23 protein-coding genes and 2 pseudogenes are annotated in these 25,991 nt (G+C 53.3%); 21 read left to right on the plus strand and 4 right to left on the minus strand.

Annotation, left to right across the window (positions count from 1 at the left end; translation table 11 throughout):
- From PSSD_RS26730 to PSSD_RS19605, 4 genes and pseudogenes are all read left to right on the plus strand, one after another.
- Positions 1-266, plus strand: a pseudogene (locus PSSD_RS26730) (IS30-like element IS30H family transposase); the annotation flags it as partial.
- Positions 263-1,147 (plus strand): annotated as a pseudogene (locus tag PSSD_RS19595) (Glu/Leu/Phe/Val family dehydrogenase); the annotation flags it as partial. The pseudogenes PSSD_RS26730 and PSSD_RS19595, both read left to right, overlap by 4 nt.
- A 120-nt stretch (positions 1,148-1,267) precedes the next feature.
- Positions 1,268-1,609 carry a type II toxin-antitoxin system RelE/ParE family toxin gene (locus tag PSSD_RS19600; protein ID WP_058973408.1) on the plus strand — a complete coding sequence of 114 codons (342 nt, stop codon included), beginning with the start codon at positions 1,268-1,270 and terminating at the stop codon, positions 1,607-1,609.
- Positions 1,606-1,944, plus strand: a complete 339-nt coding sequence (locus PSSD_RS19605) for a helix-turn-helix domain-containing protein (protein ID WP_058973393.1) — start codon at positions 1,606-1,608, stop codon at positions 1,942-1,944. The genes PSSD_RS19600 and PSSD_RS19605 overlap by 4 nt, the downstream gene beginning before the upstream one ends.
- Positions 1,945-2,007: 63 nt before the next feature.
- Here PSSD_RS19605 and PSSD_RS19610 read toward each other — a convergent pair whose 3' ends face one another.
- Positions 2,008-3,087, minus strand: coding sequence for a porin (locus PSSD_RS19610; RefSeq protein WP_058973394.1), 1,080 nt, complete (start codon positions 3,085-3,087; stop codon positions 2,008-2,010).
- Between the two features lie 486 nt (positions 3,088-3,573).
- Here PSSD_RS19610 and nac point away from each other — a divergent pair, with 486 nt between their 5' ends.
- Positions 3,574-4,488 carry a nitrogen assimilation transcriptional regulator NAC gene (gene nac, locus PSSD_RS19615; RefSeq protein ID WP_039336755.1) on the plus strand — a complete coding sequence of 305 codons (915 nt, stop codon included), beginning with the start codon at positions 3,574-3,576 and terminating at the stop codon, positions 4,486-4,488.
- Positions 4,489-4,624: 136 nt separating this feature from the next.
- Here the strand turns inward: nac and PSSD_RS19620 are convergent, their stop codons facing one another.
- Positions 4,625-5,290 carry an SDR family NAD(P)-dependent oxidoreductase gene (locus PSSD_RS19620; protein ID WP_235589261.1) on the minus strand — a complete coding sequence of 222 codons (666 nt, stop codon included), beginning with the start codon at positions 5,288-5,290 and terminating at the stop codon, positions 4,625-4,627.
- 362 nt (positions 5,291-5,652) lie between these two features.
- Between PSSD_RS19620 and PSSD_RS19625 the strand changes: the two genes are divergently transcribed.
- Genes PSSD_RS19625 through PSSD_RS19640 form a run of 4 tightly spaced genes read left to right on the plus strand, consistent with a single transcriptional unit; the run spans position 5,653 to position 9,537 of the window.
- Positions 5,653-6,555, plus strand: a complete 903-nt coding sequence (locus PSSD_RS19625; RefSeq protein ID WP_039336741.1) for an ABC transporter permease — start codon at positions 5,653-5,655, stop codon at positions 6,553-6,555.
- On the plus strand, positions 6,552-7,355 hold the full coding sequence (locus tag PSSD_RS19630) for an ABC transporter permease (RefSeq protein ID WP_058973396.1): 804 nt from the start codon (positions 6,552-6,554) through the stop codon (positions 7,353-7,355). Before PSSD_RS19625 ends, PSSD_RS19630 begins: the two co-directional genes overlap by 4 nt.
- Before the next feature lie 21 nt (positions 7,356-7,376).
- Complete coding sequence (locus PSSD_RS19635) at positions 7,377-8,441, plus strand: extracellular solute-binding protein (RefSeq protein WP_058973397.1); 1,065 nt, start codon at positions 7,377-7,379, stop codon at positions 8,439-8,441.
- A 7-nt stretch (positions 8,442-8,448) separates the two neighbouring features.
- Positions 8,449-9,537 carry an ABC transporter ATP-binding protein gene (locus PSSD_RS19640; protein ID WP_058973398.1) on the plus strand — a complete coding sequence of 363 codons (1,089 nt, stop codon included), beginning with the start codon at positions 8,449-8,451 and terminating at the stop codon, positions 9,535-9,537.
- 15 nt (positions 9,538-9,552) lie between these two features.
- On the opposite strand, the gene PSSD_RS19645 is transcribed toward PSSD_RS19640, so the two are convergent.
- Positions 9,553-10,227, minus strand: coding sequence for a TetR/AcrR family transcriptional regulator (locus tag PSSD_RS19645; protein ID WP_039336734.1), 675 nt, complete (start codon positions 10,225-10,227; stop codon positions 9,553-9,555).
- A 79-nt stretch (positions 10,228-10,306) separates the two neighbouring features.
- On the opposite strand from PSSD_RS19645, the gene PSSD_RS19650 reads away from it, so the two are divergent.
- Together PSSD_RS19650 and PSSD_RS19655 are read left to right on the plus strand one after the other, a co-directional pair.
- Positions 10,307-11,824 carry an MDR family MFS transporter gene (locus PSSD_RS19650; RefSeq protein WP_058973399.1) on the plus strand — a complete coding sequence of 506 codons (1,518 nt, stop codon included), beginning with the start codon at positions 10,307-10,309 and terminating at the stop codon, positions 11,822-11,824.
- 264 nt (positions 11,825-12,088) lie between these two features.
- The gene (locus tag PSSD_RS19655; protein WP_039336730.1) at positions 12,089-12,640 is read left to right on the plus strand and encodes a C40 family peptidase; all 552 of its coding nucleotides are present in this window, start codon (positions 12,089-12,091) and stop codon (positions 12,638-12,640) included.
- A gap of 38 nt (positions 12,641-12,678) precedes the next feature.
- Here PSSD_RS19655 and fhuE read toward each other — a convergent pair whose 3' ends face one another.
- Entirely contained in the window at positions 12,679-14,856 is a 2,178-nt protein-coding gene (gene fhuE / locus PSSD_RS19660; RefSeq protein ID WP_058973400.1) for a ferric-rhodotorulic acid/ferric-coprogen receptor FhuE, read from the minus strand.
- Between the two features lie 446 nt (positions 14,857-15,302).
- Between fhuE and PSSD_RS19665 the strand changes: the two genes are divergently transcribed.
- The 10 genes from PSSD_RS19665 to PSSD_RS19715 all read left to right on the plus strand — a co-directional run bounded on the left by PSSD_RS19665 (position 15,303) and on the right by PSSD_RS19715 (position 25,790).
- On the plus strand, positions 15,303-16,394 hold the full coding sequence (locus PSSD_RS19665; protein ID WP_058973401.1) for a YncE family protein: 1,092 nt from the start codon (positions 15,303-15,305) through the stop codon (positions 16,392-16,394).
- Positions 16,395-16,817: 423 nt separating this feature from the next.
- On the plus strand, positions 16,818-17,357 hold the full coding sequence (locus PSSD_RS19670; protein WP_058973402.1) for a sugar dehydrogenase complex small subunit: 540 nt from the start codon (positions 16,818-16,820) through the stop codon (positions 17,355-17,357).
- 23 nt (positions 17,358-17,380) lie between these two features.
- Entirely contained in the window at positions 17,381-19,009 is a 1,629-nt protein-coding gene (locus PSSD_RS19675; protein ID WP_039336723.1) for a GMC family oxidoreductase, read from the plus strand.
- A 2-nt stretch (positions 19,010-19,011) separates the two neighbouring features.
- Positions 19,012-20,388 carry a c-type cytochrome gene (locus PSSD_RS19680; protein WP_058973403.1) on the plus strand — a complete coding sequence of 459 codons (1,377 nt, stop codon included), beginning with the start codon at positions 19,012-19,014 and terminating at the stop codon, positions 20,386-20,388.
- A gap of 83 nt (positions 20,389-20,471) precedes the next feature.
- Positions 20,472-20,972 carry a sugar dehydrogenase complex small subunit gene (locus PSSD_RS19685; RefSeq protein WP_058973404.1) on the plus strand — a complete coding sequence of 167 codons (501 nt, stop codon included), beginning with the start codon at positions 20,472-20,474 and terminating at the stop codon, positions 20,970-20,972.
- Between the two features lie 21 nt (positions 20,973-20,993).
- The gene (locus PSSD_RS19690) at positions 20,994-22,598 is read left to right on the plus strand and encodes a GMC family oxidoreductase (RefSeq protein WP_058973409.1); all 1,605 of its coding nucleotides are present in this window, start codon (positions 20,994-20,996) and stop codon (positions 22,596-22,598) included.
- Positions 22,591-23,919, plus strand: a complete 1,329-nt coding sequence (locus PSSD_RS19695; protein ID WP_058973405.1) for a cytochrome c — start codon at positions 22,591-22,593, stop codon at positions 23,917-23,919. The genes PSSD_RS19690 and PSSD_RS19695 overlap by 8 nt, the downstream gene beginning before the upstream one ends.
- A gap of 70 nt (positions 23,920-23,989) precedes the next feature.
- On the plus strand, positions 23,990-24,883 hold the full coding sequence (locus PSSD_RS19700) for a dihydrodipicolinate synthase family protein (protein ID WP_058973406.1): 894 nt from the start codon (positions 23,990-23,992) through the stop codon (positions 24,881-24,883).
- A 122-nt stretch (positions 24,884-25,005) separates the two neighbouring features.
- The gene (locus tag PSSD_RS19705; protein WP_039334247.1) at positions 25,006-25,221 is read left to right on the plus strand and encodes a YdgH/BhsA/McbA-like domain containing protein; all 216 of its coding nucleotides are present in this window, start codon (positions 25,006-25,008) and stop codon (positions 25,219-25,221) included.
- Positions 25,222-25,574: 353 nt separating this feature from the next.
- The gene (locus PSSD_RS19715; protein ID WP_034829885.1) at positions 25,575-25,790 is read left to right on the plus strand and encodes a YdgH/BhsA/McbA-like domain containing protein; all 216 of its coding nucleotides are present in this window, start codon (positions 25,575-25,577) and stop codon (positions 25,788-25,790) included.
- Positions 25,791-25,991 lie beyond the last annotated feature (201 nt).

Genomic DNA, 25,991 nt, shown 5'->3' on the forward strand with positions numbered 1-25,991 from the left:
GTTGTCGTGAAGCTCTGCACCACCTGAATATTCAACATCTGCGCCGTTCGCACAGCCTGAGGCATGGGCGACGCCACACCCGCAAAGGGGAAAGAGGAACAATCAATATCGTGAATGGCACGCCAATCCATGAGCGCTCGCGGCATATTGATAACAGGCGCTCTGTTGGACACTGGGAGGGAGATTTAGTCTCAGGCACAAAAAATTCGCATATTGCCACTCTGGTAGATCGTAAATCGCGCTATACGCTTATTCTCAGGTTAAAGTAACGCGGCGTTACACCAGTGAAATTGGCAATATGATCGGTCCACAGCAGGATATTCCCGCGCCTGACGTCGGTACCAATGCCCAGGTGATGGCCTGGATGATGGACACCTGGTCAATGAATGTCGGGGCCACCACCACTGGCGTGGTGACGGGTAAGCCCGTGCATTTGGGTGGTTCGCTTGGGCGTGTGAAAGCCACCGGGCGCGGTGTGTTTGTTACCGGCTGTCGTGCGGCGGAAATGCTGAATATCGACGTGGTACATAGTCGCGTGGCGGTGCAGGGCTTTGGCAACGTAGGCAGTGTAAGTGCCGAGTTGTTCCATGCACAAGGTGCCAAAGTGGTGGTGGTGCAGGACCACAGCGCCACGCTCTATCTGGCAACGGGACTGGATATTCCCGCGCTGCAAGCCTGGCAACAGACACACGGCAGTATCAAAGGTTTTCCAGGTGCCGACCATATAGCTGATGAACACTTCTGGACGCAGCCCTACGATATTCTGGTACCGGCCGCGTTGGAGGGGCAGATCACAGCGGAAAGGGCCAGTTTGTTGCAATGCCGCTTGATCATCGAAGGCGCAAACGGCCCAACGCTGCCAGAAGCCGATGATGTATTACAGCAACGCGGGATTGCGGTGGTGCCGGACGTGATTGCCAATGCGGGCGGCGTCACCGTCAGCTACTTCGAGTGGGTGCAGGACTTTTCCAGCTTCTTCTGGAGTGAGGAGGAGATCAATCAGCGGCTGGATAGCATTATGCAGAACGCCATTGATACCGTGTGGCAAAAAGCAGAGGCGCTCGATGTGACGTTAAGAACGGCGGCTTATGCGCTGGCCTGTGAGCGTATTCTGTTGGCCAGAAAGGATCGCGGTTTGTATCCGTGAAAAAAAGATTTTGAGACTGGCCCCGCAATCGCGGGGTTTTTTGTTGCAAGGTATTTGTTGCGCACCCCTCAGTGTGTATAATTTTTTATACACAAATGGAGCCGTGTGGAGCGCATAATTATGGATGAGAAGGATGTGGACTGGCGTGGAACTTCTCTGGATGACATAAAGAAGTTCCCAACTGAAGTGAAGAAGGATCTGGGTTTTGAACTCCATAAAATCCAAAATGGTCACAATCCTACTCACTTCAAAGCAGTTAACCGTTGGGGAGCGGGAGTCATTGAGATAAAAATTAAGGGCGATGATGGTGAATATCGTGTGGTTTATGTCGCGAAATTTGCAGAAGCAGTTTATGTGTTACATGCTTTCCAGAAAAAAACACAGCAGACTAGCCCAAAAGATGTAAGCACCATAGTCGAGCGCTACAAGGCAGTAGTAGAAGAGCGGAGTAAACTGATATGAATGATAAAATCGATACCCAGTCTCGGCACGTGACTAAAGCGGGCGGAAACATTTTTGCAGATCTTGGGTTTGAATCAGCTGAAGCGGACACCCTGTTGGCACAATCTCGCGAAGAGATTAATCGGGCAGATGAGCTAAAAAAGCAGCTCATGGCCGCAATTGCTGAATGGATTTCTGTGAGTGGCTACAAGCAGATTGAGGCCGCAAAGATTATGCATGTATCGAGACCGAGAGTTTCGGACGTCGTGAACCAAAAAACTGAGAAGTTCACCATTGATTCGCTGGTTGGCATGGTTACAGCAATGGGCAAAAAGGTTCAGCTTTCCGTTGAGTAAATTATTCAACAAATAATCGGCTAAAAACCTATAAAAAGGCCAGCAAAGCTGGCCTCTTTGATATCAGAACTGATACACCAGTCCCAGTGCGACCTGGTCATCGTTCGGTAAACCGAGCTTGTTGTTATCGTCGAGCAGGTTGATCTTATACACGACGAAGGTTTTCATGTTTTTGTTGAAGTAGTAGGTCAATCCAGGCTCAAGGAACTTCAGCAGATCTTCATTACCCACACCTTCCACATCCTTGGCTTTGGTTTGCACCCAGGCAATAGAAGGGCGGATGCCGTTCAGGAACTGGTATTGCAGTGTGGCTTCAAAACTTTCGGTTTTATTGGCGAAGCCACTTTCACCGGTCAGGCTGTTGCTGATCGCGTAGGCGTTACGGGTCTGGCCATAGAAGGTACCAAAGTACCACTGGTTATCATCATATTTCGCGCCCACTGCCCAGCTCTCGCCACGTGCACCACGTCCATAAACGCCATCGGCATTCTGTGCGTTAGTACGGTCCAGATTAGCGTAACCGCCGACGACGCTCACACCAAAGTCAGTGGCATAACCCAGTGAGGTTGCCCAACCGTCGCCGTTGGCTTTGCTGATGGCATCACGATCGTTTTTGCCCTGATACTGCAAACCAAAGCTCAGACCATCCACTAATCCAAAGAAATCACGGTTACGATAGGTGGCAACACCGGTAGAGCGCCCGCGCAAGAAGCCATCCGCAGTGCCCGTTGCGCCACCAAATTCTGGCAGTACGTCTGTATACGCGATGGCGTCATACACCAGGCCGTAGTTACGACCGTAATCGAAGCTGCCATATTGGCCGACTTTCACCCCAGCAAAACCCAGGCGGGTTTTGTTCCCGCTCTGCGCATCACTGCCTTCGCTGTTATTGAGCTGCGCTTGATATTCCCACTGACCGTAGCCTGTCAGCAGGTCGTTGATTTGGGTCTGGCCTTTAAAACCAAAACGCATATAGGACTGATCGCCACCGAGGCTATCATTACTCGAAATATAATTCTCGCCCTGTACCTTGCCGTACAGATCCAGCTTATTCCCATCTTTATTGTAAATTTCGGCAGCATGGCTGAACGTAGAAGCAAACAGCGCGCTGGCGACACACATTTTTAAACAAAGCTTCATCATTTATCCTCGTTATAGCATTTATCATCTTGTTGGTATAAACACCGCGTTCTATTTCACGCGCGATGGAAGGAATCAGGAAAAGATTCCGCTGGCCGTTAAGTTTGTCGAATGCACAATAATGCTCCGGCTGAAACAAGCCCTGGCAGCCAGCCAGCGGATGAAGCGCACACATCATGGGTAATACTGGTCGAGAAATTTGCGTCAGGTAGAGCAGTTAATTATTTTATCTCTGCGCTGACAGTGAATCATCGCGTTAACGAAATGTGCGAATCACCATAGAGCGAATAGTTCATTCCCCCATAAGATAATTTTGTTTTGGCTGGATACCATTTGCTTATTTCTTTGCGCGCTAATAATACAAGTTAATCCATATAAAACCCCTATCTGGTTAAAAGCATTCCTTCTTATAGAGAAGTAAACAATCTCGATATAGTCGTGATAGCCTGCGGCAAATTGAGTGTCGGCAGGATGATTGTGGCGGGAAATATGAATATCCGACGTCTGAAGTCTTTCATTACCATTGTCGATATGGGCAGCATCACGCGAGCGGCAGATGCCTTACACATTGCACAACCGGCGTTGAGCCAGCAACTGGTGGCGCTGGAGGAGCACTTTAAACGGCAATTGCTGATTCGCAGCCAGCAAGGTGTCGTGCCTACTGAAGCAGGTAAAGTGCTTTATGGGCATGCGCATGCCATGCTGCGCCAGTTCGCGCAGGCCGAGGTGGATGTACTGAGTGCGGGCCAGCGCTTGTCAGGGAGGGTGTCGGTGGGGTTGGCACCCTTTAGTGCGGCTTCAACACTACCGATGGCGCTACTGAGTGAAATGCGGGTGAGGCATCCCGGTATTTTGCTGCACTTGGTGGAGAGCGTGGGGCAAGCCTATAGCGAACTGGTGGCCAATGGGCGGCTGGAGATGGCACTGCTACACGGTTGCGGTGGGGTAAAAGGATTGCACTATGAACCGCTGATGGAGGAGACGTTTTACTTCGTCGCGCACGCAGATTTTGATTTCGATGATGACGGCGGGCCGCTGCAGGTGACCCAACTCAGTGCGCTCCCGATGTTGTTGCCCCCGTCCTATAACTTTGTTCGCCGCGCGATTGATGAGGCTTTTAGTCTGCATCATCAAAGCCTCAATATCGTCGGGGAGTTGGAGGCGGTGAAGAGTATTGCCCGCGCGGTGGATGCCGGTTTGGGCTGCACCATTATGCCGAAAGCGATAGCGGAGCGGATTCAGTCTGAATCGCGGGATGTGGTGATCCGTTCCATTAGTGGCCCAGAGATCAGTCAGACGCTGTCATTGTGCGTGTCAGACCGTACGCCCTTGTCAGAACCGGCAGCCGCAGTGAGGGAACTGCTGATTGAACTGACACAGAGTCTGGCACAGCCTGCGAGATAAGAGGCGAGTGTCTCGGTGCACATGAATGCGCACCCTACGAAAACCGCGCTCGATGGTCGAAGGGTCGTCATTTATGGCGACTAAATGGCGATTAACTGATCCCTGTAGCCATCACGCCGCCCCGTAATACATTCAGCTATAACATTGCCTCTTTACGGCAGTTAATCAGCAATTCGGCAACGGAAAGGTTATTCGGCAAGCGCAGCAGCAACTCCACCATCTCGGCTAAATCTTCGGGTTGGGTCATCTCTTCTCGGGTAATTTCCGTTTCGCCCTGCGTCATGTCTGTAGCGATATAACCGGGGCAGAGCGCAGTGGCGCGAACCCCCTCCGCCCAACACTCTTGCCGTATACCATGCGTCAATGCCACGACGGCGAATTTGGTCATGGCATAGCCCACATTGCTGCCTACGCGCCGCCCGGCAAGTGAGGCGACATTGATGACTCGACCATTACCTGCTTGCTGGAGATAGGGCAGCGCAGCGCGGCTCAAGCGCAGCGGCCCTTTGACATTGATCTGCCACATGTCATCCAGCGCTTGCTCACCCTGATCCAATACGCGCACGCGCGGGTTGATGCCGGCACAGTTAATTAATCCATCAATACGACCATAACCAGATACCGTCTCGGCAACCCAGGCTTCACCTGACCCCACTTGGGTCGCGTCGTAATGATGTACAGAAAGATTTGTGCTTTTAGCCAATGTCTCGGGGCGGCGGACACCAGCACTGACCGTAAATCCTGCCGCTAATAACCGCTCGGTAATGGCCAAACCTAGCCCGCGCGAGGCACCTGAAACCATAATCACTCGTGAAGTTGGACTTAACATTTTAACCATCTCGTGATGTGAGGGAAATGATAAGCGTAGTGGTGATCCTTAATACAGAGCAAATAACGGATTGTTGGGATGACATATCGCAATCTGATTACTGTATTCACCTTTAATAATGTTCATAACCGGAGGAGATAGACGCATCGTGAAAATGTATTGGGTGTGCTGTAAATAATCATATTAACGTTTTGTGACCGGAATAATTATAATTTTAAACGCGTCATTTAATTTTCTTATATCTCAACGCGAAATTTCTTACTCTACATAGTTTTCTCTGATGTCGTCATGTCTGTGATGTGACGTTTTGCAAAATTTGGTCTGGAGGAATTTCGATGACAGCCATTCCCACGCCGATACCCAGGGCGAAATCAACCTGGCGCTGGCAATCACCCGCCATGTTGATTATTCCGCTGCTGGCATTTCAGCTCTTTTTCTTTTTTGCTCCAGCCGTAAAATTGATGTTATTCAGTTTAATGACGCAATCAGCTGACGGGAATATTGGTGCGCCCTGGACATTCAGCCATTACTGGCACTTCTTCTCGGTGGCGTTATATAGCGATGTATTATGGAACACGCTGCGCATTAGTGTGATCACCTCATTGATTGCCGCTGTGTTGGCCTATCCCGTCGCCACCGTGTTGGTGCGCGGTCATGCGCTGGTGGCGCGCGTGCTGACATTGGTGATTATCGCGCCGCTGGCGGTCAGTGTGGTGGTGCGTGCTTATGGCTGGCAGCTGATTCTTAATAACGGTCCAACGGGCTTGCTCAACTATGTACTGCTGCATCTCGGTATTATCGACCGACCCAATGCACTGATGTTTACCGAGTGGGCGGTGATCATCGCATCGTTACAGATTTTCTTTCCGATGATGGTGCTGCCGCTGGCTTCGGCTCTGGGGAAAATTGATCCCAATCTGCCGTTTGCCGCCCGGACTCTGGGCGCACCGCCATGGCAGGTGTTCTTTCGCATCATTTTTCCGCTCAGCCTGCCGGGACTGGTGGCGGGTATGACGTTGGTGTTCTCACTGGCGGCCGGTTCATACGTTATCCCGGCGCTGATTGGCGGACCGCGTGCGCAAATGCTGGGCAACCTGGCGGAACAGCAGATTGTCGCGGTGTATGACTGGCCATTTGGAGCCACCATCGCCGCCATTTTAGTGTTCATTGTCATCGCGGTGAACACGCTATCCATGAAACTGCTGAGCGGACGCCGTCTGCCGGGAGCCGCGAAATGAATGCGCGTTTACAGGGTTGGGGTGGGGCAGCACTTTATGCTTTCGCCGCCGCCATGATGGTGTTCATTCTGGCTCCGATTGTGCTGATTATCGTGATCTCCTTTTCAGAGGGATACTTTGTCAGTTTCCCTCCGACCGGTTTTACGCTGGAGTGGTACAGCAAAGTGCTGGGCAACAGTGAATTTACCGGCGCACTGCTGTTCAGCACGCTGCTCTCACTAGGTACCACGTTGCTGTCGCTGTTGCTGGGGATCCCGGCGGCGTTTGCGCTGGTACGCGGCAATCTGCCGTTTGCCGATCTGTGCAAAGGTCTGCTGCTTTCACCGCTGATCTTCCCGGTGTTGATCACCGGCCTCGCCCTACTGCAACTCTTTACCGGTTACGGCTGGAGCAACGCCAAACTCAATCTGCTGCTGGCCCACACCGTGGTGACCTCGCCTTATGTGGTGCGCACGGTGATCACCAGCCTTGAACTGGTCAATCCCAGCCTTGAAGAGGCGGCTCGCACCCTGGGTGCGACGCGCTGGGCCACCTTCCGGCAGGTGATTCTGCCGCAAATTGTACCCGGCGTGATGTCCGGTGCCATTTTCTGCTTCATGGTCTCTTTCGATAACTATCCCGTCTCGATGTGGTTGGCTGATTCGGAAAATACTCCGGTGCCTGTGGTGTTGTATCGCCAGATCGGCACCGTGTTTGACCCGTCTGTTGCCACCATGTCGACGGTGATTATTTTGCTCGCCACCGTTGTGGTGGTGGTACTGGAAAAATTAGTGGGCCTGCGCCGTGCGATGGCCGCATAACTTCACACCAGAGGATGTTCTATGACTGCTATGAAACGCCGTACCTTTATTAAAGCGGTGGCAGGCGCTGCGTTGCTGCCTTATATCCAGGTCAAAGCCAATGCTGCGGATCGTGTTTTGCAGGTGGGCGTCTACAACTCGGCGCAAGGTGCGTTGATCAAACAGAAAGTGCTGCCGGACTTCGAGAAAGAGCACAACTGTAAGGTGCTGACCACGGAGGGAGCGACGCTGGCCAACATCGCGGCGCTGCGGGCGACCAAAGCCAAACCGGTGTTCAGCGTGATGTCGATGGATGATATCGGCGTGCCACAGGCCAAAGCGGAGAATTTAATTGAAGCACTGCCCGCAGAAGGTATTCCGAACCTGAAAAATGTGTTCGACCGTTATCTGTTAAGCGATCGCTATGGTGTCGGTTTCTCGGTCTCCATGGCGGGCTTGTTTATCAATCCCCAAGTCAGTAAACCGATTGAGAGCTACAACGAAATCTTTACGCCGAAGTATGCGCATCAAATGATTCTCAACACGCCAAAAAATACTCAAAGCATTCTGATGTTGATTGTCGCCGCAGCGCTGGCTACCGGCAAACCGTTGCAGGAAGCGCAGTATGAGATCGATAAAGGCTGGGACAAACTTGCCGAACTGAAAAATAACGTCATGACCGTGTATGACGGCGAAGCGCAGGTGATGATGGTGGCGCAGGGCCAGGCGATGGTCGGCGGAATTGAGTATTCCAAAGCCATCTATCCCCATACCAAGAAAGGCATTCCGCTGGACATGACCTTCCCAAAAGAAGGGGCTTTCACCGGCATCAACGGTCTGGCATTAGTCAAAGGCGCGCCACAGCGAGAACTGGGGCTGGCGTGGATTAACCGCCTGCTGGATGTCGATGTGCAGAAGATGCTGGCCGAAGTCACGCTCAGCGCACCTACGGTGCGGGGCATCAATTTTGATGAGGCGACACTGAAATATCTCGCCTATCCGGAAGAGAAAATGCAGCAGCTGAATCTGTTTACGCCGGACTGGACTTACATTATTCCGCGTCGCGCTGAGTTGTTGGAGCGCTACAACCAAACTTTTAACGCCTGAGGTCACGATGCAGCGATCTTATGAAGTGCGCCTTGATCATCTCAGCAAGCATTACGGTAAAACCGTCGCGGTGGAAGATGTCTCGTTGACCGTGCACGCCGGGGAGATCCTGGCGTTGCTGGGCCCCAGTGGCTGTGGCAAAACCACCTGCCTGCGCATGGTGGCGGGCCTGGTGACACCGACCTCAGGAGATATTCTGGTGGGCGGTCGTTCGGTGCTGGAAACCGCCGTGCATCGCCGTAATATTGGCCTGCTGTTCCAGAACTATGCGTTGTTCCCGCACATGACCGTGGCGGAGAACGTCGCCTTTGGCCTGAAAATGCGCGGGCAGTCGCGCAGTGAATACAGCGACCGCGTCAACAAAGCGCTGGATATGGTGCAGCTGAAAAGCTATAGCGACCGTCTGCCGGCGCAGCTTTCCGGTGGTCAGCAGCAACGTGTCTCTTTAGCGCGAGCACTGGTGATCGAACCCGATATGCTACTGCTGGATGAGCCATTGGGGGCGCTGGATAAAAGTCTACGTGAGAGTATGCAACTGGAGATCCGCCAGTTGCAACAGCGTCTTGGCCTGACAACCATTATGGTGACGCACGATCAGGATGAAGCGCTGACGATGGCGGATCAAATTGCGGTGATGCAGGGCGGAAAACTGGAGCAGGTGGCGAGCGCCACGCAAATCTATCAAAAACCGGCCACGGCATTTGTCGCAGGCTTTATCGGTGCGTCGAATTTTCTCTCGGCTCAGGTTATTCAGCACAGCGGTGGACGCAGCGAGTTGCAGACCGAGGGCGGCGTCCGTTTGCTGGTGGAAGGGGAGTTACAAGGTCAAGCCACGGTGACCGTGCGGCCTGAGGCGGTGCGTTTATCACCGCTGAATCGCCCGCTGGATGCCGCCACCTGCAACGCCACGGCGGCGGAAGTCACGCAGGTGGTGTATCGCGGCTTTATGCTGCACTACAACCTGCGGTTGCCAAACGGTGACACCTTGATGGCCTGGAAGCAGACGCAGGGCGAAGCGGAACCGATGAGTTTTGCACCGGGCGATCGCGTACTGGCGCAGTGGGCCAGCGAGAGCAATCATGTGGTGTATGGCTAGCCTGCCAGGTTGCGGTCATTGGCTCGCTTTGAGGGGGCCAATACCGTGACAGAACAGACTTAACGTATGTTGCACAATCAGGTCCGGGTTATAGCCCGGTTCATTGGCAAAGCGTGAGAAGGGCACTAGCACCATACTGAGGATCGAGGTCATCAACAGCTGCGGTTCAAGGTCGGGATTGAGCAGACCCTGCTGCTGCCAGCCTTCAATCAAACCTTTCACTCTGTCGCGCTCGGCATGACCAAAGCGCGATTTGATATGCTGGCCCAATCCGCCCTGGCCTTGTGTTACTTCCTGCATCCATAACGGTCCAAACCAGCTGTGAGTGGCAATAATGTCTGCCACTTCCCGAATAAAGGCGCTGAAAGTGGTGACAGGGTCACGTGCATCGGGCCCAAAGTGCGCCACCAGACGTTGACGTAACGGCAAGAAACGCTCCTCTACCACCACATCCAGCAATGACTCACGTGACTGAAAATAGTAATTGAGCATCGCTGGGCTGACGCCAGCCTTACGGGCAATCGCGTTCAATGACGTCTCCCCAATGCCGTTTTCAGCATAGAGTGCCAGCGTGATATCCAGCAGATGTTCACGCTGCTGCGCATTGATCGCGCCGCCGCGCGGGCGACCAGGACGGCGAGGTTTAGTCGCGGTGCTCTTTTCATCAGCAGGGACTTTTCGTGCGGTCATTTTTGCTCGCTCACTTGTTTCATGTCAGACTTCGATCAATATTAATTGTGTATTTAATTAATTTCAATTGGTGTCTGATATGAAACCTGAAACACTGGCGCCACAATCGGGCAGCGGGGAAGAGAGTCCACCTTCTGTCCGCTTGCTGATGGGTGCGCTGATGCTGGTGATGTTGCTCTCCGCACTTGACCAGACCATCGTCTCTACCGCGTTGCCGACCATTGTCGGTGAGCTGGGCGGGCTGGATCGCCTGTCATGGATTGTCACCGCTTATATGCTGGCATCAACCATTGTGGTGCCGTTGTATGGCAAATTTGGCGATCTGTTTGGCCGCAAAACTGTGCTGCAAATCTCCGTGGTGCTGTTCCTGGTCGGATCGGCGCTGTGTGGGTTGGCGCAAAATATGGAGCAGCTGATCTTCACCCGCGCACTGCAAGGTCTTGGCGGCGGCGGGTTGATGGTGGTCAGCATGGCCGCTGTGGCGGATATCATCCCGCCTGCCGACCGCGGTAAATACCAAGGGTTGTTTGGTGGGGTATTTGGCCTCGCAACGGTGATTGGTCCGTTGCTCGGTGGCTTTATCGTCCAGCACGCATCCTGGCGCTGGATCTTCTACATCAACTTGCCATTAGGGCTGTTTGCGCTGCTGGTGATCAATGCGGTGTTCAAAGCGGATAACAAACGCAAACCGCACGAAATTGATTACCCTGGTGCCGTTTGCCTCAGCCTGGCGCTGGTGGGTATTACCTTGTTCACCAGCGAGGGCGGTACGCTGCGCGCGTGGAGCGATCCGCAGTTGTGGTGCATCCTGGCGTTTGGCTTGGTGGGCGTGATTGGTTTTATCTACGAAGAGCGCCGCGCGTGGGAGCCGATCATCCCACTGACGTTATTCCGCAACCGCAGTTTTTCTCTTTCTAGTCTGATGGCGTTTATTGTGGGCATGTCGCTGTTTGGCAGCGTGACATTCCTGCCGCTCTATTTGCAGGTGGTGAAAGGGTCCACGCCCACCGAAGCCGGGCTGCAACTACTGCCGTTGATGGGCGGATTGCTGGTGACCTCGATTATCAGTGGCCGAATTATCAGTCGCACCGGGCGCTATCGTCTGTTCCCGATCGGCGGTACCTTGCTGGCCACTATTGGTATGGTGTTGATGACCACGCTGACGCTAGATTCAGCGCTGTGGCAGATTTATCTTTACGCCGCTGTGCTCGGCATGGGCATGGGCATGGTGATGCAAGTATTGGTCCTGGCGGTGCAGAACAGTGTGGCACCCGACAGCATTGGCGTGGCGACCTCGTCGGTGACGTTGTTCCGCTCCGTGGGCGGCTCGATGGGGGTAGCACTTTTTGGTGCGATGTTCAGCCACGTCCTTAAGTCAGGGCTGACGACGCTGGTGGAGAAAGGCGATGTGTTGCCCACCTCACTGGACCCCAATGCGGTGCATCATTTACCGCCAGATGTGCAGCACGCGTATTTGCAGGTCTTTAGCGAATCGGTGCATGCTGCATTCCAGATGGCGGCTGGCGTGATGGCGCTGGCATTTATCCTGTCGTTGTTCCTGCCAGAGTCACCGTTGCGCAGTAAAGCCAGACAATAAACCAGCATGAACTATTCCACCATCAGCGTGCCTACGCCGGTGGTGGAATGAAATAGCAGCAGAGTTGGGCGAATTAATAACCTCCAAAGCGAAAACTGGCGAAATAATATATAATTTTTATCTCAAATACATGATGTTACCGTTTCGTCAACTTAGGTAAAAAAGAGGGAGATTAAAAGAATTCAGCGTCGAGCTATTTATTTCTGCAACTTTTTTGCGGTATAAGTCTCTAACCACTGTCTCCCTCAGCGAAAACGTCATCTCATGATCAACTCTGCGGCCAGTAAGATTATCGCCTGCCTGTTCTTATTTACCCTGGCGGGATGTTCATCCAAATCATCTCATTCTCCTGCGGATGAAAGCGTCGACACGTCAGCCGATGGTGGCAAGCAACCTGATTTAATCCCCGTGATAGCCGCATTGCACGATCAGATGCACTCATGGGAAGGCACCAAATACCAGTGGGGCGGAACGCAATTAACAGGGGTGGATTGCTCGGGATTTGTCTGGCGCACGTTAAAAGATCGTTTCAATATTCCGATGGATCGTGTCACCACCAAAGAATTAATCGCCATGGGTCAGCCGGTTGATCAGTCACACCTGCAACCCGGTGATTTAGTGTTCTTTCGTATCAAACATGAGTTACATGTCGGCTTTTATGACACCGATCATCAATTCCTCCACGCTTCGGTTAGTCAGGGCGTGATGCGATCATCCCTGAATAATCCGTACTGGAAATCGGTTTATTTAGAAGCGCGGCGTTTACCGCGTGAGCAGAATTCGCAGATCAGTTTTAATTATAAAAACAAGGTCTGATATCAAAAATCCCCGGCTTAGCACCGGGGATTTTTCAATTAAAACTGATAAGAGACACTCACCGAGAAGTTCCGCGGTTCACCGTAAACATAGTTGTTCATATAGGTGTAGTACTCGCGGTCGAATAAGTTATCGACGTTAGCCTGCGCCGCAACTTGTTTGGTGACCTGATAACGTGCAAACAGGTTCGCCAGCGGATAGCTGCCCTGATAAACACGCTGTGTGCTGCCATCTGGTGCGCTGACATCTTCAAAGGTACGGTTCTGCCAGTTGATGCCGCCGCCAATGGTCAGGTCTGGCAACATCGGCACCTGGTAGCGCGTAAACAGCTTGAAGTCGGTCTGCGGCTGATCCGGGTTATAGCGCCCGTCACTGTCGCGTGCTACATAACGGGTGGCACCGAAGGTCAACTGCAGGTTATCGGTCAACGCCCCGTTCAGCTCAAATTCCGCCCCCTTGCTGCGCGCGCCTTTGGTGGCGTAGTACGCCTGCTCGCTACTGTTATTGACATAGACACCGTCAAGGGCCGTGCCGACATTCTCTTGCTGAATGCGGAACACCGCCACGGTGGCCGTCAGGCGACCATCAAACCACGCTGATTTCAGGCCCGTTTCGTAACTTTTGCCGGTAACTGGCGACAGGTAATGACCTGAGGCGTCGCGGTAAGTCTGGGGCTGGAAGATCGAGGTGTAGCTGGCATAGGCTGACCAGGTATCGTTGATGTCATACACCAAACCGGCATACGGTGTCGTATTGTTCTTGGTCATATTGCCACTGCTGCCGTTGGTGCTCCACTCGGTGTAGCGCGCCCCAATAATCAGTGACAGTGGATCAGCCAGCGAGAAGCGCGCGGCGGTGTAGGCGGATTTCTGACGGATCACGTCATTGGCATTGAGATACCAGCCTTGCCACTGCGGTTCAGCTATATTGCCGGTCCAGTTGTTATTGAAGGCGCCCATATCGGCTGAGGTAATGTCGTATTCGTCCAGATCGGTGACGCCATCCTGACTGTAAGTTTGGTTATGCTGACGGCTGTAGCTCACGCCTGCCATCAACTGATGTTGACGACCAAACAGCTCAAACGGACCGCTGGCATAGCCATCAACGGAAGTTTGTTCACGTTTACCGCGATCGAGGCTGCCGTAACCGGTCACCCCTTCACCCGTGGTTTCATCCGGGAAGGCGCTGTAGATATTGTGCAGTTTATCGCTGAAGGTATTTTTCGCATGCGTGCCGTTAACATGAATGCTCCAGCCATTGTCGAAGTTATGCACCAGGTCGGCATACAACTTCTGCACTTCAGTGTGGTAATACGTCCAGTCGGCGGCGGAGTTGAGGCTGCGGTTATAATGCGTCAGTGACCCGTTGCTATAGAACACCGGTAAGCCGCCCCAGGTAGGATCACGCGTGTCGGCTTTCTCGTAGTCATAACCCAGTGAAAGTGTAGTGTGATCGGTAAGGTCGGCATCGACGACGCCATACAGGAACTTCTTGTTCTTATGGTAACGATCTAACCAACTGTCCTGGTCCTGATAACCCGTGACAACGCGTCCGCGCAGCGAGCCGTCACTGTTCAGCGGGCCTGCGATGTCGGCAACATATCTCTGTTTATCCCAACTGCCGTAACTGGCGCTGACGTTACCGGTGAAGTCTTTGCTGTCGGCGTGCTTACGCACCATATTCACCGACGCCGATGGGCTGCCCGCACCAGTCATCAGTCCGGTCGCACCACGTACCACTTCGATACGATCGTAAATCGCGGTATCCGAGGCGGCATCACCGTAGTTCCAGCTGTCACCCACCGACGTGGGGATGCCGTCAAAGGTGAAGTTGGTGATTTTAAAACCGCGTGAATAATATTCTGAACGTTCTGAGTCGACCAGGTTACTGGTGATGCCGGTGGTGTTATTCAAAACATCGGTGACAGTTTGTAACTGCTGGTCCTGCATACGCTGCTGAGTCACCACGCTGACCGATTGCGGCACATCGCGCGGCGTTAGCAACAACTTGGTGCCAGCACGCGTGGTTTTCACCGCATAATCCTGCTTCTCATTATCTCCGCTGTTGTCGCTGGTGGTGGCGTTAACCACCAAATCCTGCTGCGCGTTATCAGCCGCCTGTACTATGGCTGGATTGAGAAGGGCATGTACTGCCATCGCCAAAAGCGACACGCTAAACGTTTTTCGGATGCCTGAATCCCTGCCTTTCGAAGACATAATTATTTCCGTGGTCAATGATTGTTATGTGAAGCCATCAGGCTTCGGTTGTTATGTTTGCGCCTGAATATCCCCTTAGAGAAAAGGGGGCAGGTGCGACGTATTCCTGTTTACGAACGCCAATGATAATCATTTGCTTTATAGAATCTCGCAAGGATTCAACTTGAAGTGTAATAATGTGTAAATTACAGCTAAAACAGTATGATAGATGAGTTTATAACCCGTTAGTTGCTGGCGTTTTCATTTTTGTTGCGAGAATAAACAGGAACTTTGCAGTAAATGTCGCGGCAGATGCACTGGACATTTTTTCTGTTTGATAGCGGGAGAGCAGAGAAATCCACGTGAATATTTGCTTCCTTCATCTTAATGCGTATGATTCTCATTCTTCTTATATTTTCCGCTCGTTAGATACGGTCGGAGCCGTTCATCCATTGATGGAGTTCTGCATGAAATCGTTGTTTAGTCCGCGCAAAGCCGCTGTTGCCATGGCGATCGCCGCTGCATTTAGTCTGACTGCTTGTCAGGCGCCTGCTAAAAAAGCCGAAGCCCCTGTTGCCGAAACCGCTAAACCGGTTGATACCGCCCTGACGCAGCGCATCCTGGGCGATGGCCTGTATGAAATGGCTTATTCTCAGGCCTCAAAAGGGCTGTTTGTCGCCAGCGCGCAGAGCTTTAAGGATGTGAATGGCGGTGTCATCTATCGTCTGGACCCAGCAACTCTGGCGACCAAAGGCGAAACCCACACCGATCTGAAAAACTTCGGTACGGCAATCGACGAAGAAGGCAGTGTGTTCTACACCACTAACTCATTGGATGGCGCAATCTCTAAGATTGATGCTCAGAGTGGCAAAGTGCTGGCACGTCTGGTGTTCCCAGGCAAAATCAGTAAAGAAGGTTATCCGGCGGGCGCACGTGAAGTGCTGTGGCACGGCAATGAATTGTACGTTGGCCGCGTTGCCGATCCAGGTTACATCTCGGTGGTTGATACCAAAACCTTTAAGCTGAAGACCGAGATCAAGAATGCCGGTAAATGGGTTACCGGCCTGATCTATTCCCCGGTCACAGAGCGCATTTATGCCGCCAACGGTTCAGGTGAGATCCTGGTGATTAATCCACGCACCCATAAAATCGAGAAGCGTTGGACTGCTGATGACGGTAAAGAGTATCTGTTCCTGAACATGGCAGAAGATCCTGCCACTGGTCGTCTGTTCGTCACTGACGATTCCAAAGGAAAAGCGACGCTGGTATTTGACGAGCGCACCGGCAAAGTGATCAAACGTATCGAAGGTGACTCGCTGGGCATCAAATTTAACGCGAAGCGCAACGAGATCTACATCAGCCAGCGTGAATCGAAGAAAGTACTGCAGTTGGATGCCACCACTTACGCGGTGAAAAACAGCTGGTCGTTTGATCAGAATCCTAACAGCCTGCTGATTGGTCCAGACAACAACACCCTGTATGTGACCCTGAAAGCGGAGTTTAATAAAGACTCTTCGACTAAAGGCGCTGACGGCATCGCACGTATTGCGTTGAAGTAACAGGTATGAAAGGGCGGCGAAAGCTGCCCTTTTGCTTGCTGTTACGCGCTTATTGGTCGCCATAAATGGCGACCCTACTACAATCCTCAGCGGTTTCCGGGTAGTGCGTGATGATTCGCACTTGCATGAAAAGGCAACCTTAGGCTGCTTCGTCTCAATGTGATGCCCATCACCTGATTTGATTCTCGAACCACATCCCTTGCCAAAATTCACTCATTTTTGATTTGAAAACATCATTACGTATGGATTTTGTTTAAGATCCATTTATTATATTAAAAGTCCGTGTCGTTCTAAGGCATCTGATTAACGTTGCGTTATGTGATTGTTAACTAGCGGATGTTTTTACGTTATTTCAAACAATTAGATTTTTTTACCTTCGCTATGCGGAGGTTTTTGAGCCGTGTCACCAACCAGGGATACACCATGAATAAGTTGCAAGACCTGCCTTTCGGCGAGGTCCAGTTGTCGCGTCGCAGAGTGCTACTCTCCGGCGTTGTGATTGTGGCTGGCGGCCTGGTCACCTCGGCGCTTCCGCGTATGGCGTTTGCAGACTCGTCGAAAAATTTCATTCCTTTCATGCAGATATCTCGTCTTTTGGTCAACCATAAACTCGATGATGCGGTCGGGCAGCGCATGCTGGCGTTGCTGGAACTCGATCACCCGGAGTTAATGGCAAATCTCAATCATCTGTTGGCGATTGCCAAAGCAAACAATGCGCAGATTGTTGAAGATTTCTTTCCAGCGATTCCGCAGGGCGCATTGCAGGATCTGGCGCACAAAATCATCTTTGGCTGGTACACCGGCTGCCTTGAACCGAAACGTTCAGCCAAGGCGTTTGCCTTCGAGCAAGCGCTGACCTGGCACACCACGCTGGATACCATCACGATCCCGTCTTACGGCATCAGTGGGCCGAATAACTGGCAGCGTGCTAACACACCGGTCCTTCCCGTACCGCAATTCTGACCACCGAAAAAAGAAGACAAAACATGGCAGCTCCTTCTCAGTCACCTGTGGTGATCGTTGGCACCGGCGTGGTCGGTGTGGTGATCGCTGAGCAACTGCTTGATGCCGGTATTCCGGTATTGATGCTGGAAGCCGGTCCGCGCGTATCGCGTGCCGAAATCGTTGAAAATTATCGTAACTTGCCGCTGGCAGCCAAAGGCAATCCCATTGAGTGTTACCCATCACGCGATTGGGCACCGCATCCTGAACCTGCGGGCGCAGGGAAGGGGTATCTGCAACTCAGCGGTGAAGACTCCTATGCCCAGAGCTATGTGCGATATGCCGGGGGATCAACCTGGCACTGGGCGGGCACCTGCTGGCGCTTAACACCCGCCGATATGCAACTGCACACGCGTTACGGCGTGGGTCGTGACTGGGCGTTTGATTACGAGACGCTGGAACCTTACTACGCGCGCGCCGAATACAAGCTAGGCATCTGCGGACCGGACGATCCGGCACTGCAATGGCCGCCGCTGCGCTCGAAACCTTACCCGATGCCGGCGCTGCCCTTTGGTCCGGGTGAAGCCCGCTTTACTGAGGTGGTGCGTGAAAAGTTGGGGCTGCACAACATCCCGACGGCACAGGCGCGTAACAGCGGCATGTCTTACGACGATCGTCCCGCCTGTTGCGCCAATAACAACTGTGTACCGGTTTGCCCGGTTGGTGCGAAATATGATGGTGCCACTGCGCTATCCCGCCTTGAAGCCAAAGGTGCCACTATCCTTGATAACGCAGTGGTGTGGCGTATTGAAACCAACACCAGCAACCACATCGAAGCGGTGCATTACTATGATCAGCACAAGCAAACGCATCGCGTCAGCGGCAAGCTGTTCATCATCGCCTGCAACGGGCTGGAAACGCCGAAACTGCTGTTGATGTCAGCAGATTCGCGTAACCCGAACGGCGTTGCCAACAGCTCTGATCAGGTTGGTCGCAACATGATGGACCATCCCCAGATCACCATGACGGTGACGTTGGATGAGCCTTACTGGGCGGGCGTCGGGCCGGTGGTCAACAGCGGCATCATGGAAACCTCGCAGGGTGATTTCCGCTCTGAGCACGCTGGGGCTTACTTCCGCTTTAACAACTTTGCCCGTAACCGCTTCGTGACATTTGGCGCGCTGGAGAAAGGGCTGGTGGGTAAAGCCCTGGACGAAGAAATTCGCCGCATGACAGCCTGCACCGCGGATATTGTGCTCGCGCATGAAATCCTGCCGGATGCCAACAACCGCCTGACGCTGAGTGATAAAAAGGATTGGCTCGGTTTGCCCAAACCCGCCATTCACTACGATGTGGGTGACTACGTGCGACGCTCGTATCAAAACTACTCCAAACCGATTGCTGACCGTATCGCCGAGGCGATGGGTGCCATCGATAAGAAATTCTCGAAACAATATAACCAAAGCAAGCACATCATGGGCGGCACCATTATGGGTAACGATCCGGCTAATTCAGTGGTGGATAACGAGTGCCGTGCTCACGATCACCGCAATCTGTTCCTGCCGGGTGGTGGGGCGATGGCCAGCACCGCGTGCGGTAACAGTACGTTGACCATGGTTGCGCTGGCATTTAAAGCGGCCGATGCCATCGTCAAACAGGCGCAGGAGGCGTAATCATGTTGAAACTCAAACAGATCGCGCTGGTTCTGGCACTGGCAAGCGGTGCCGCTCATGCTGCTGATGATGCGCTGGTGAAGAAGGGCGAATATCTTGCCGTGGCCTCCGACTGTACGGCTTGTCATACCGCGGAGCATGGCAAACCTTTTGCCGGCGGTAAGGCGATTGAGTCACCGGTGGGTGAAATCATCGCGACGAATATTACGCCATCGAAAATCGCCGGGATTGGTCAGTACAGCGAGCAGCAGTTTGCTGATGCCCTGCGCAAAGGCGTGCGTGCGGATGGCGCGAATCTTTATCCCGCGATGCCTTATACCGCGTATGCGACGCTGACGGATGAGGACGTTCACGCTTTGTATGCCTACTTTATGTCAGGCGTACAGCCCGTGGATAAGACCACCGAAGAGACGCATCTGCCGTTCCCGCTCAACCTGCGTTTCTCGATGATGTTCTGGAACGGGCTGTTCCTGAAATCACCGGGCTTTACGCCAGATATGGGGCAGTCTGCAGGCTGGAACCGTGGCCGTTATCTGGTGGAGGGCGCAGCACACTGCAGCACCTGCCACACCCCTCGCGGATTCCTGATGCAGGAGAAAGAGGGCGATGCCTTTACTGGAGCGCAGGTTGGGCCGTGGTTTGCACCGAATATCACCGCTAATGCGGTCAGCGGCATCGGTCAGTGGTCTCAACAGGATCTGATTACCTATCTGAAAACCGGCCGTCTGGCCGGTAAAGCGCAGGCCGCGGGTAGCATGGCGGAAGCGATCACCCACAGCTTCCAGCACTTGTCTGACGCAGACCTGGCCGCCATTGCCGAATACATGGGCAGCGTAACGGATAAAAACGCACCGGCCAGCGGCGCATCGCGCTTCGAGCAGGGTAAAGCTGCACAGAACCTGGTGGCGTTCCGTGGAGATGCCTTCAATGCACCGACCAGTGATGAGGGTGCTCGGCTGTTCTCCGGCAACTGTGCCTCGTGCCACGGCAGCAGCGGTGAGGGCACCAAAGACGCGTTTTATCCCAGCCTTTTCCATAATAGTGCTACCGCAGAGCGCAACCCTTCAAACCTGATCGCCACCATTCTGTTCGGTGTGCAACGTCATACCGCGCAGGGTGATGTTTATATGCCGCCGTTTGGTTCACAACCGAATGCGCTAAATGCACTGAATGACAAGCAGGTTGCCACACTGTCTAACTGGATCTTGCATCATTACGGCAATGTCGAAGTGACGGTGTCACCTAATCAAGTGGCGGAAATCCGTCGCGGCGGTCCCTCATCACCGTTGGTGATGCTGGCACAGGTTGGTGTGGGCGTCGGCGTGCTGGTGGTGATTGTGCTGCTGGCGTGGTGGCTGATGCGCCGCAGAAAGCAGTAAGGCGCGGCCTTTAGGCCGCCCTGGAGATATTGCCAAAATTTTGTCGCCTGCGACCGCAGGCGACGTTTTTACTGGAAGAAACTATGACGCACTACTCACGCCGCCGCGTGCTGAAGATGGTCGGGCTGGTCACCATTGCCAGCGCCGCAGGCCAGCTTTTGCCGTTGCCGCGCCTCAACGCCGCCCAGTCATCTACCACTGTGGTTGGGCTGGACGATTTTATGCAGGTGTCGCAATTGCTGACGCAGCAAACCGCGCTTAATTCTACCGTCGGGGGCGCGCTGCTTTTGGCACTCAGTCAGACGCAGAAAGGGTTTGTTACCGCACTGGCACAGCTGAAAACGCTGCTGCAAAACCAGCCGGAACTCCTGCAGCAGTATCACCTGACGTTTCCCGCCGATGCAAACAGCGAAAAGCTGGCAAAAGTGATCCTCGGGGGTTGGTACAACGGCGTTGTCGGCAAGGGCAATCACGCGCTGTATGTCACCTATGTGAATACGCTGGCCAATAAGCTGGTGGATGACAAATTAGTGCCGCCGGGATTCTCCTACGGCGAGTGTGGTAGCTGGGCACAACAGCCCTGATTCTGAAGAGTTATGTCGTTTATGAAAAATAATAATTCCGCCGATGTGGTGGTGATTGGCGCAGGCGTCAATGGCTCACTGCTGGCGACACGTCTGGCAAAAGCCGGCAAGTCTGTGCTGTTGCTCGAATCCGGTCCCAAAGTGGGCCGCGACCAGTTGGTTGAGCGCTTCCGTGCTTCGGCGTTTAAATCCGACTTTATGTCGCCATATCCGTTCTCGCCTAAAGCGCCGCATCCGCGTTACACGCCAGAACCGAATGATTATCTGCATCAGGCTGGCCCACATCCTTTTGCGGCACAGTACATCCGTATGTTTGGCGGCACCAGCTGGCACTGGGCGGCGCAGTTGTGGCGTTTTGTTCCCAACGATTTCCGTCAACATAGTCAGTATGGCGTCGGCAAAGACTGGCCGATGCGTTATGACGATTTAGAAGAGTATTACTATCAGGCCGAGGTGATCGCCGGGGTCGGCGGTTCACCGGATAACGGCTCGCCACGCAGTAAACCATACCCGATGGAGCGTGTACCGGCTTCGTGGCTGCAACAACGCGTTACGGCACGTCTGGCACCGGATTTTACCGTGTTGGATGACAGCACCGGGCGCAACAGCCACAGCTATGACGGACGTCCGGCCTGTTGTGGTAACAACAACTGTATGCCGGTATGTCCGATTGATGCGCAGTATCACGGCGGCATTGCGGCGCAGCAGGCAGAAAACAGCGGTGTGAAGGTGATCACTGAAGCGGTGGTGTATCAGCTGGAGCACGACGCTAAGGGCAATATCGTGGCCGCGAATTACTATGACTGGAACAAAGTGAGCCATCGCGTGACGGCAGAAACCTTTGTACTGGCTGCTAACGCCATCGAAACCCCGAAACTGCTGCTGATGTCAGTGAGCGATAAATTCCCGAATGGCATTGCCAACGCACACGATAATGTCGGGCGTAACCTGTGTGATCACCCAGCGATCGGCGTGACCTTTGACGTAGACGAAGAGATCTGGCCAGGTCGCGGTCCCGTGAGTCCTTGCTCGATTGGTCAGTTCCGTGACGGTGATTTCCGCAGTGAACATGCGCCGTTCCGTATCGACATCTCCAACGCCTCTCAGGTCGCCTCCGTGACTAAAGAAGTGCTGGCAGAGGGACTCTTCGGTAAGAAGTTGCAGGATGAGATCCGCTTCCGTGCGGCACGTCGTCTCAGCATTAAAAATGCGCTGGAACAGCTGCCCGACCCGAACAACCGCGTGACCTTGAGCAGTAACAAAGATGAGCTGGGCTTGCCAACGCCATCCTTGTACTGGGATGTTAGCGACTATGTCACTAAAGGCACTGAGAAGACGCGTGAATGCTATGACGCGATTGCTGCCAAACTTGGCGCAACCAACATCAAACACAGCAAAAGCGGCAAATTCTCTAACCGTCAGCACATCACCGGCACGCTCTCTATGGGTCTCGATCCGGCCACCAGCGTCACCGATGCGTGGGGGCGTGCCCACGACCATCAGAATCTATTCATGGTCGGCACCGGCGTGATGCCAACGGTCGGCACCTGTAACGTCACACTCACTGCGATGGCGCTGGCTTTGCGTACCGCGGACAAAATCCTGCAGGAGACGCAACATGGCTAAGCATTTGAAAGCCCTGCTTGCAGCAGGCACTCTGGCGCTGGCGGTTTCGCAGGCACAGGCTGCGGACACGCAGTTGATTCAGCGCGGAGAGTATCTGGCGATTGCCGGTGACTGCGGCGCGTGCCATACCGAAACGGGCAAAGCGCCGTTCAGCGGTGGTCACGCGATTACCAGTCCGTTGGGTACCATCTTTAGCACCAATATCACGCCATCCAAAACGGCGGGTATCGGCAACTACAGCGAGCAGCAGTTTGCTGATGCTTTGCGCAAGGGTGTACGGGGTGACGGTAGCCAGCTTTATCCTGCGATGCCTTACACCGCCTACGCAAAGTTGACGGATGAAGATGTCGCCGCCTTATATGCTTACTTTATGCAGGGCGTGCAGCCAGTTGATGTGAAACCGGAAGCCACGGCGCTGCCATTCCCCTTCAATTTGCGCTTTAGCATGGCGGCATGGAACCTGTTGTTCCTCGATACCAAGCCATTCCAGCCCGATGCTAAACAGTCTGATGAGTGGAACCGTGGCGCCTATCTGGTGCAGGGATTAACCCACTGCAGTACTTGCCACACGCCGCGTAATATCCTGATGGCGGAACAGCAGGATCAAAACTTACAGGGTGCATCTCTTGGCACCTGGTTTGCGCCGGATATCACGGCGGCCACTTTACAGGGCCAACCACACTGGACGCGTGCGATGTTGGCGCAGTATCTCGCCACCGGCCATGCCAGCAATGGGGCGACTGCGGGCGGCCCGATGCTGGAGGCGATCGACAAAAGCTTCTCGCGCATGACGTCAGAAGACCGTCAGGCCATCGCCAGCTATTTGCTGCCACAAGACTCTGCAACAGCAGAATCGGCCCCGGTAAAACGCTGGACGCCAGTAGAAGGTGACGATACACCACAGGCAGTGTTGAGCGAGGGCGCACAGATTTATCGCAACAACTGTGCATCCTGCCATAACCTGACGGGTCAGGGACTGAATGGTTTGCCCGCGCTGCAGAATCATCCGGTGCTAAACAAGCCCAATGCGGATAACGTCGCCATGGCGGTGTTGCAGGGCGTCTGGCCGGAGCATGGTCAAGGGATGATCGGCTTTGCCGGTGAACTTAACGATCACCAAATCGCTGCCGTCACCAACTATGTGATGCACGATATTGGGCATCGTCAGGTGGACATCAGTGAAGATCGGGTCAAATCATTGCGTGCAGGTGGAGACGCTTCGCCGTTGATGTTGATCTCACGTGTAGGCATGGCGGCTGCGGGAATTGTTGTGGTACTGGGGCTTCTCTGGTTGCGTTTGAGAAGAAAGATCAAACGCTAAGTTTTTGTCCTATGACAAATAGCCAGCGATTGTTAAGATGCGTCTTTACGCTATCTAACAGGAGCTGGCTATGTTTTCAGGTCTTAGTGCGTTCCCGCTGACCCCGGTAAACGCTTCAGGTATTGATGAAAATGCTTTTCTCAGGCTGCTTGCACGATTAACGGCGGCGAAAGTCGATTCACTTGGCGTGTTGGGTTCAACCGGCAGCTACGCCTATTTGACCCGAGCGCAGCGCCAGCAGGTGGCGAAACTGGCTGTAGAACATGCTGATGGCATCCCGGTGATGGTCAGTATCGGTGCAACCAGCACTGATGAGGTATTGCGGCTGGCCGAAGATGCACAGCAAGCGGGCGTTAGCGCCTTACTATTACCTGCGGTTTCCTACCAAAAACTCTCTGATGACGAAGTGTTTGGCATGTTTCATGAGGTGGCACAACATGTCTCGGTGCCAATCTGTGTGTATGACAATCCCGGCACCACCCATACTCTGTTTTCAAATGCGCTTTACGCACGGATAGCCGCGCTTCCTCATATTGCTTCCATCAAAATTCCCGGTGTTCCCGACCAGATGAGTGACGCTTTGCAGCGGGTCAACACGTTGCGTGAACAATTACCGTCGCAGATTAGCATTGGTGTCAGTGGTGATGCCTCTGCGGGCAATGGTCTGATGGCTGGATGTGATCTGTGGTATTCGGTATGCGGCGGTTTATTTCCCAACACGGCATTAGCATTAACGCGAGCGGCACAGGCCGGGGATTTCGTCTCCGTGGCAGCCCAGTCCCGGCGCCTCGAGCCGTTATGGACGCTGTTCCGACAGCACGGTGGCAGCATCCGCGTGATGGCAGCGGCGGCGGCAATTCTCGGTTTGGCAGATGAGAACAATTTACCGCGCCCTTTGCGTGCACTGTCCAGCGAGGATCAACGCGAAGTACAACAGGTGATTGAATCCCTTGCGTTGTCATAGCTGAATTAACTATTAGTGCGATCATAATGATCGCACTAATAGTTAAGATTAATATAGTAAACATGGTTATTATCACTTCCATCGAAGGCGCACAGCCTTCTCATCAAACAAGGAATATGACCATGAAAACTATCAAAGCTATGTCAATCGCTGCTGTTGCCGCTCTTTCACTGATGTCTGCCGCTACCTTCGCTCAAACAGTGACCGCCACTTCTCTGACTCTGGATGGAGCAGAAGCGAAAATTGCTGCTCAGGCTCATCAGCAAAATGAGCAATACAAAATCATTGAAGCGAGCAACGGTAATGTCGTGCACATGACCGCAGAACTGTACAAATAAGTCACGGATGGTTGCATAGGGAAATGCCGGAACAGGCCGCCTTACGGGGCGGCCTGTTCAGTGTTAAAGCGTCAGCGAGAGAGGGCCGCGTCATGAAGCAGAACGATGTAAACATTGACCAGCAAGCAAATGCCGTTGTGAATGCGCTGCGTGCACGACACAGTGCTCACATGCCGCCGATGCGTTTTCATCAGTGGCCACAGTTTATTTCTACTGTACGTGCCCTGATGCTTAAACATGATTAGCTGGATCATGATGATCGCACTAATAGTTAATCATGAAATGATTGCATGAGTTATTATATTTTCATCGAAGGCGCACAGCCTTCACCAACAAACCAAAGGAATATGACCATGAAAACCATTAAAACACTGACCATCGCCGCTGCAGCTGCTCTTTCACTGATGTCTGCTGCAAGTTTTGCACAGAGCATCTCAGTTGAATCTTCAACGCTGGACGGTGCAGAAGCTAAAGTTGCCGCAGTCGCACAGCAGCAGGGCGCGCAGTACAAAATCACCGAAGCTAACACCAACAACCGTGTGCACATGACAGCAGAACTGTACAAATAAGTTCGTTTCAAGCTTCAGCGTTAAGGCCGCCTCCGGGCGGCTTTGCTGTTTCTGACGTTCAGGAATTAAGGCGATTGTTGTGATGCATATCAGTTAAGCGATTGATGATAACGCCGTCTGGAGCCGCACCGGGGCTGGCGGTCCTCGCGCCGCTACGCGGTACCTTCACTTCACTCGTCTGCCTTAACGGACCGGTGCCGA

Origin of the sequence: Type-D symbiont of Plautia stali, from assembly GCF_001485335.1 — a bacterium.
Lineage (GTDB): Bacteria > Pseudomonadota > Gammaproteobacteria > Enterobacterales > Enterobacteriaceae > Pantoea > Pantoea vagans_C.